This window comes from Brevundimonas sp. AAP58, assembly GCF_001295975.1.
Taxonomy (GTDB): domain Bacteria; phylum Pseudomonadota; class Alphaproteobacteria; order Caulobacterales; family Caulobacteraceae; genus Brevundimonas.
This window is the reverse complement of sequence record NZ_LJHU01000089.1, coordinates 1-6228: the sequence shown is the minus strand read 5'-3', so window position 1 is coordinate 6228 and position 6228 is coordinate 1. Positions and strand designations below refer to the sequence as shown.

Here is a 6228-nt window from a genome sequence, read left to right as displayed (position 1 = left end):
CCTGCCGATCGACACGATCAACGGCGGGCCGGGTCTGCGGGAGTGGGTCGACGACGCCGAGGCAGCGCCTGGCGATCTGGACGCCCTGACCCGGCCGGACGAGGCGGCTTGGGACCAGGCCCGGCAGCCACACCTGATCTATTGATCAGGCGGGCTCGGCTTCCAGCCGTTTGTCGAGATAAGCCCCAACGCGGGTTTCGACCGCCGGGAGGTGGTCCTGCCAGAAGTGGCTGGCACCTTCTTCCAGCTCATAGTCGATGACGATGCCCTTCTGGGTGCGCAGCTTGTTGACCACGCGCTCGACCTCGATCGGCGGCACGATGGTGTCGGCTGTGCCGTGCAGGAACAGGCCGGACGCCGGGCAGGGGGCCAGGAAGCTGAAATCGTACATGTTCGACGGTGGCGACACCGAGATGAAGCCGTCCGTCTCGGGTCGGCGCATCAAAAGCTGCATGCCGATGTAGGCCCCGAACTGATAGCCGGCGACCCAGGTCTGGGTGGCGGCGGGATTGTTGGACTGGAGCCAGTCGAGCGCGGTCGCCGCGTCCGCCAGCTCGCCGATGCCGCTGTCGAACTCTCCCTGGGACTTGCCGACGCCGCGGCTGTTGTAGCGAAGGGTGGCGAAGCCGCGCTTGACGAACAGCTGGTGCAGGGTGACCGCGACCGGGTTGTTCATGTGCCCGCCCGCCTTGGGGTGAGGATGCAGGATCAGGGCGATCGGGGCGTTCGCGCGCTTGCCGGGGGAGTAGCGACCTTCGATGCGGCCGGAGGCGCCGGGCAGGATGACTTCAGGCATAGGGGCTCTGGAATCCGTTCAACTGTCGTTTCGCGGCCGCGAAATACTTGACCGCCACAGTCGGACTTTCTAAGTCCGATGGGGCGCGCAGGCCGCCTCGAGAAGCGGCGGGTCATAGCACAGGACCCCGAAAAGGCGCGCGATTTTTGCGAAGGCGACGATGCGACTGTCGACCAAGGGACGATACGCCGTGATGGCGATGGCCGACCTGGCCCGGCATGGCCGCGCCGAGGGCGGAAAGGCACGGGCGGTGTCGCTCGCCGAGATCGCCACGCGGCAAGAGATTTCATTGAGTTATCTGGAACAGCTGTTCGCGCGGCTGAGAAAGAGCGGGCTGGTCCAGAGCGTGCGCGGGCCGGGCGGAGGCTATCGCCTGGCCAAGACGGCGGGCGAGACGGTGGTGGCCGAGATCGTGCTGGCGGTCGACGAGCCGATCCGGGCGACCCGGTGCGCGGCCCATTCCTCGCCACGCGGCTGCATGATGGCCGGCGAACGGTGCATCACCCATAACCTCTGGGAAGACCTGGGCGACGAGATCCATCGCTATCTGTCCAGCGTGTCGCTGGAGGACGTGATCCTGAACCGGACGCGGCGCGCGCCGGTGGCGGGCGATGTCCAGGCCGCGGTCGGGGTGGCGGCATGAGCCCGGTCTATCTCGACTACAACGCCTCGGCCCTGGTGCGTCCCGAGGTGCAGGCGGCGATGGCCGAGGCCCTGGCCGACAACGGCAATCCGTCGGCTGTGCACGCGGCCGGACGGCGGGCGCGGGCGCGGGTTGAGACAGCCCGGGCGCGCGTGGCTGAGATGGTCGGGGCGGATGCTCAGTCCGTGGTGTTTTCCTCGGGCGGCACGGAATCCAACGCCCAGGCGATCGCCAGCGCGATCGCGGCCGGGTGTGAGCGGCTGATCGTCTGCGCGTCTGAGCACCCTTGCGTGGCCGAAGCCGCGATCGCGTCGGGCAAGCCGGTCAAGGTGCTGCCGGTCGATGCGCGCGGCGTGGTCGATCTCGGCAAGCTGTCGGAGCTGCTGCGGGCACCGGGCAAGGCGGTGGTGGCGATCCATCATGCCAACAACGAAAGCGGCGTCATCCAGCCGATCCGCGAGGCGGCGACCCTGGTGCGCGAGGCCGGCGGCTGGCTGCACGTCGACGCCATCCAGTCGGCGGGCAAGATCCCGGTCTCGATGGCGGCGCTGAAGGCCGACACCCTGACGCTGTCGGCGCACAAGCTGGGCGGGCCGCAAGGGGTGGGCGCCCTGGTGCTGGGCGAAGGCCGGTCGGCGGTGCAGATCGTGCGCGGGGCCGGGCAGGAGCGGGGCCTGAGGGCCGGGACCGAAAACGTGCCGGGCATCCACGGCTTCGGCGTTGCGGCCGAGTGCGCGGTGCGGGACCTGCCGGCGGCGCAGGCTCACGTCGCCTGGCGCGATGCGGCGGAAGCGGCCGTCGAGGCGGCGGGCGCGACTATCATCGGCAAGGGCGCGCCGCGCCTGCCCAACACCCTGTTTTTGTCGGTGCCCGACTGGGAGAGCCCGCAGGCCCTGATCGTGCTGGATCTGGAAGGCATCATGGTCTCGGCAGGCAGCGCCTGTTCGTCCGGCAAGACCAAGCCCAGCCGGACGATCGTGGCCATGGGCCGGATGGATCTGGCGACCGGGGGCGTGCGCGTCTCGGGTGGATGGGGCACCACGAAAGACGATTGGTCGCGCTTCTCCGAGGCGTGGACGCGCGCATATGCGAGACAGCGCGCGCGTCATTCGGCCCGTGTGAAGGAAACCGCCTAAGTCATGGCTGCTGTTCAGGAAACCATCGATGCCGTCGCCGCGCTGGAGAAGTACGAGCACGGCTTCACCTCGGACATCGAGACGGAATACGCCCCGCGCGGGCTGAACGCCGACATCGTGCGCTTCATCTCCGAGAAGAAGGGCGAGCCGGAGTGGATGCTGGAGTGGCGTCTGGCCGCCTATGAGCGCTGGCTGGCGATGGAGGAGCCCACCTGGTCGTCGGTGAAATACACGCCGGTCGATTATCAGGAGCTGTTCTACTACGCCGCGCCCAAGAAGAAGGACGGACCCAAGTCGCTGGACGAGGTCGATCCCGAGATCCTGGAAATCTACAAGAAGCTGGGCATCCCGCTGAAGGAGCAGGAAGTCCTCGCCGGGGTGGAGGGCGCGGCGCGCTATGCCGTGGACGCCGTGTTCGACAGCGTCAGCGTGGTCACGACCTTCAAGGCCGAGCTGGCGAAGGTCGGCGTGATCTTCATGCCGATTTCCGAGGCCTTGCGGGAATATCCCGATCTTGTGCGGCAGTATCTGGGGTCGGTGGTGCCGGTCTCGGACAACTATTTCGCGGCGCTGAACAGCGCGGTCTTTTCGGACGGGTCGTTCGTCTACATCCCGCCGGGCGTGAAGTGCCCGATGGAGCTGTCGACCTATTTCCGCATCAATGCGAGCCAGACGGGCCAGTTCGAGCGGACCCTGATCATCGCCGACAAGGGCAGCTACGTTTCGTATCTCGAGGGCTGCACGGCCCCGATGCGCGACGAGAACCAGCTGCATGCGGCGGTGGTCGAGCTGGTCGCCCTGGACGATGCCGAGATCAAATACTCGACCGTCCAGAACTGGTACCCCGGCGACGCCGAGGGCAAGGGCGGCATCTACAACTTCGTCACCAAACGGGCGGATTGCCGGGGCGACCGGTCCAAGGTCAGCTGGACCCAGGTCGAGACCGGATCGGCGGTGACCTGGAAATATCCGTCCTGCGTGCTGCGCGGGGAGGAGAGCTCGGGCGAGTTCTATTCCATCGCTATCACCAACGGACATCAGCAGGCCGATACCGGCACGAAGATGATCCATCTGGGCAAGAACTCGAAGAGCCGGATCATCGCCAAGGCGGTCTCGGCCGGGAAGTCGGACTCGACCTATCGCGGCCTGGTCTCGGTCCATCCGAAGGCCACGGGGGTGAGGAACTTCACCCAGTGCGATTCCTTGCTGATCGGCGGCGACTGCGGCTCTCATACCGTGCCCTATATCGAGGCCCGCAACGGCTCGGCCCAGCTGGAGCACGAGGCGACGACGACGCGCCTGTCCGACGACCAGCTATTCTACGCCCAGCAGCGCGGCCTCTCGCAGGAAGAGGCGGTGGCCCTGCTGGTCAACGGCTTCGTCCGCGACGTCATGCAGAAACTGCCAATGGAGTTCGCCGTCGAGGCGCAGAAGCTGGTGGCGATCAGTCTGGAAGGGAGCGTGGGGTGAGCGACGCTGACGTCCGGCCCTGGTTCCGGTCCAAGGACGGTCTGCGCTGGATGCCTGTGACCGCCAAGGGATGGGCCGCGCTTCTGGCCGTCATCGGCGTCGAGCTGCTGGTTGTCCTCTCGGCTGTGCAGCAGGTCCAGCTCGGCCGGCCGCTGTTCATGATCGCGGTCGTGCTGGCGACCCCTATCACCCTCGCTGTCCTGTTCTGGTTGCTGTCCCGCAAGGGAAAGATTGTTTCGGGTTCTGACTGATGCTCTCCATCTCCAACCTCCACGTTTCCGTCGGCGACAAGCCGATCCTCAAGGGGCTGACGCTCGACGTTCCGGCGGGCGAGGTGCACGCCATCATGGGGCCGAACGGAGCGGGCAAGTCGACGCTGGGTTATGCCCTGTCGGGGCGGCCTGGCTATGAGGCGACGGAAGGCGCGGTCGAGTGGCGGGGCGAGAGCCTGCTGGACCTGGAGCCGGCCGAGCGGGCCGCGAAGGGTGTGTTCCTGTCCTTCCAGTATCCGATCGAGATCCCCGGTGTGCCGGCCCTGACGTTCGTGCGCACGGCGCTGAACGCGCAGAAGCGGGCGCGGGGCGAGGAGGAGGTGTCGGTGCCGGCCTTCCTGAAACAGGTCAAGGCGGCGTCCGCGGCGCTGAAGATGGATTTCGAGATGCTGAAGCGGCCGCTGAACGTCGGCTTCTCCGGCGGCGAGAAGAAGCGGATGGAGATCCTGCAGATGGCTCTGCTGGAGCCGTCGCTGCTGATCCTCGACGAGACGGATTCGGGGCTCGACATCGACGCCTTGCGGATCGTGTCGGAGGGGGTCAACGCCCTGCGCAGCCCCGACCGGGCGATGCTGGTGATCACCCACTATCAGCGACTGCTGGACTACATCAAACCGGACCGGGTGCATGTGCTGGCCGCCGGCCGGATCGTGGCCTCGGGCGGGCCGGAGCTTGCGCATCAGCTGGAGGCGGAAGGGTACGACAAGTATCTGCCGCAGGCGGCGTGATGGATATCCTCACCCGCATCGCGGGGGAGGGGGACCGCGAAGCGGTGGAGGGGGCGACCCCAGACACGGTGCGCGCGTCCGCCCCCTCCACCACCCTTCGGGCGGTCCCCCTCCCCCGTGAACGGGGGCAGAGACGATGAGCGCCGTCGATCTGCGCGATCCCTCGACCTTCCCGTCGCGGCGGGTCGAGGCGTGGAAATACACCGACCTGGCCCGGGTGCTGCGCGAGACCCCGCTGCCGTCTCCGGTCGTCGAGATCGCGCCGGGCGGGCCGTTCGCGGACCTCGGCGGCGAGGAGATCGCCTTCGCCAACGGGCGGGCCGTCGGGGCCGACGCCTTCGTCGCTTCGGGCGAGCAGACGCTGCGCCTGAGGTTCGTGTCGGATGCCACGGGCACGGGGCACAGCGCCTCGGTGCGGATCGCCGTCAAGCCGGGCGCGAAGCTGACCCTGCTGGAAAGCCATGAAGGGGTGGGCGCAGGATATGTCGCCAACTATCGGATCGATCTCGACATCCCCGCGGGAGCCGAGGTGACGCGGGTCGTGGTGATCGACGAGCCGGCGGATGCGATCTCGGTTTCGGTGGCGCATGTGAAGACGGCGCCGGGCGCGGTCTATCGCCAGACGACCATCACCGCCGGTGCCAAGCTCCAGCGCCAGGAGACCCATCTGTCCCACGGCGGCGAGGCGACGGCGGTGACACTGGACGGCCTCTACGCCCTGTCCGGAGAGCGCCACAGCGACCTGACCAGCGTGGTGCGCCACGGCGGCTTGAACGGAGCCACCTCGCAACTGACCAAGGGGGTCGTGCGCGACACCGCGCGCGGCGTGTTCCAGGGCAAGATCGTCGTCGAGCGCGGAGCCGACGGCACCGACGCGCGGATGGGCCACCATGCCTTGATCCTGGGCGAGCGGGCCGAGGTGGACGCCAAGCCGGAGCTGGAGATCTATGCCGACGATGTGCAGTGCGCCCACGGCAACACCGTCGGCAATCTGGACGAGAGCGCCCTGTTCTACATGCAGCAGCGCGGCATCCCGGCGGACGAGGCGCGGGCCCTGTTGACCCAGGCGTTTCTGTTCGAGGTCGTCGACCGGATCGCGCATGAGGGCGCGAGAGAGGTGGTGAGGGAATGGCTGACGGATCGGCTGTAGATCCTCACCCGCAGAGCGAAGCGGCGCGGGGGA

Annotated in this window: 7 protein-coding genes; 6 read left to right on the top strand and 1 reads right to left on the bottom strand. The window is 67.7% G+C overall.

Translation table 11 applies throughout. The features are described from left to right. Positions 1–145 precede the first annotated feature (145 nt). Complete coding sequence (locus tag IP78_RS11620; RefSeq protein WP_054111847.1) at positions 146–796, bottom strand: alpha/beta hydrolase; 651 nt, start codon at positions 794–796, stop codon at positions 146–148. Between the two features lie 160 nt (positions 797–956). Between IP78_RS11620 and IP78_RS11615 the strand changes: the two genes are divergently transcribed. From IP78_RS11615 to sufD, 6 genes are all read left to right on the top strand, one after another. Next, on the top strand, positions 957–1439 hold the full coding sequence (locus IP78_RS11615) for an Rrf2 family transcriptional regulator (RefSeq protein WP_054111846.1): 483 nt from the start codon (positions 957–959) through the stop codon (positions 1437–1439). Continuing rightward, complete coding sequence (locus tag IP78_RS11610) at positions 1436–2575, top strand: cysteine desulfurase family protein (protein ID WP_054111845.1); 1140 nt, start codon at positions 1436–1438, stop codon at positions 2573–2575. Before IP78_RS11615 ends, IP78_RS11610 begins: the two co-directional genes overlap by 4 nt. 3 nt (positions 2576–2578) lie before the next feature. After that, positions 2579–4045 carry a Fe-S cluster assembly protein SufB gene (sufB, locus tag IP78_RS11605; protein ID WP_054111844.1) on the top strand — a complete coding sequence of 489 codons (1467 nt, stop codon included), beginning with the start codon at positions 2579–2581 and terminating at the stop codon, positions 4043–4045. Continuing rightward, entirely contained in the window at positions 4042–4296 is a 255-nt protein-coding gene (locus IP78_RS11600) for a hypothetical protein (RefSeq protein ID WP_054111843.1), read from the top strand. Before sufB ends, IP78_RS11600 begins: the two co-directional genes overlap by 4 nt. Beyond that, entirely contained in the window at positions 4296–5045 is a 750-nt protein-coding gene (sufC, locus tag IP78_RS11595; protein WP_054111842.1) for a Fe-S cluster assembly ATPase SufC, read from the top strand. The genes IP78_RS11600 and sufC overlap by 1 nt, the downstream gene beginning before the upstream one ends. Before the next feature lie 136 nt (positions 5046–5181). Then, positions 5182–6195, top strand: a complete 1014-nt coding sequence (gene sufD, locus IP78_RS11590; RefSeq protein WP_054111841.1) for a Fe-S cluster assembly protein SufD — start codon at positions 5182–5184, stop codon at positions 6193–6195. The last annotated feature ends 33 nt before the right edge of the window (positions 6196–6228 follow it).

Excerpts from the sequence above, each read along its gene's own strand:
- IP78_RS11615 (WP_054111846.1), top strand. The coding sequence starts at position 957 with ATGCGACTGTCGACCAAGGGACGATACGCCGTGATGGCGATGGCCGAC.
- IP78_RS11620 (WP_054111847.1), bottom strand. The coding sequence starts at position 796 with ATGCCTGAAGTCATCCTGCCCGGCGCCTCCGGCCGCATCGAAGGTCGC.
- sufD (WP_054111841.1), top strand. The coding sequence starts at position 5,182 with ATGAGCGCCGTCGATCTGCGCGATCCCTCGACCTTCCCGTCGCGGCGG.
- sufC (WP_054111842.1), top strand. The coding sequence starts at position 4,296 with ATGCTCTCCATCTCCAACCTCCACGTTTCCGTCGGCGACAAGCCGATC.
- IP78_RS11610 (WP_054111845.1), top strand. The coding sequence starts at position 1,436 with ATGAGCCCGGTCTATCTCGACTACAACGCCTCGGCCCTGGTGCGTCCC.
- sufB (WP_054111844.1), top strand. The coding sequence starts at position 2,579 with ATGGCTGCTGTTCAGGAAACCATCGATGCCGTCGCCGCGCTGGAGAAG.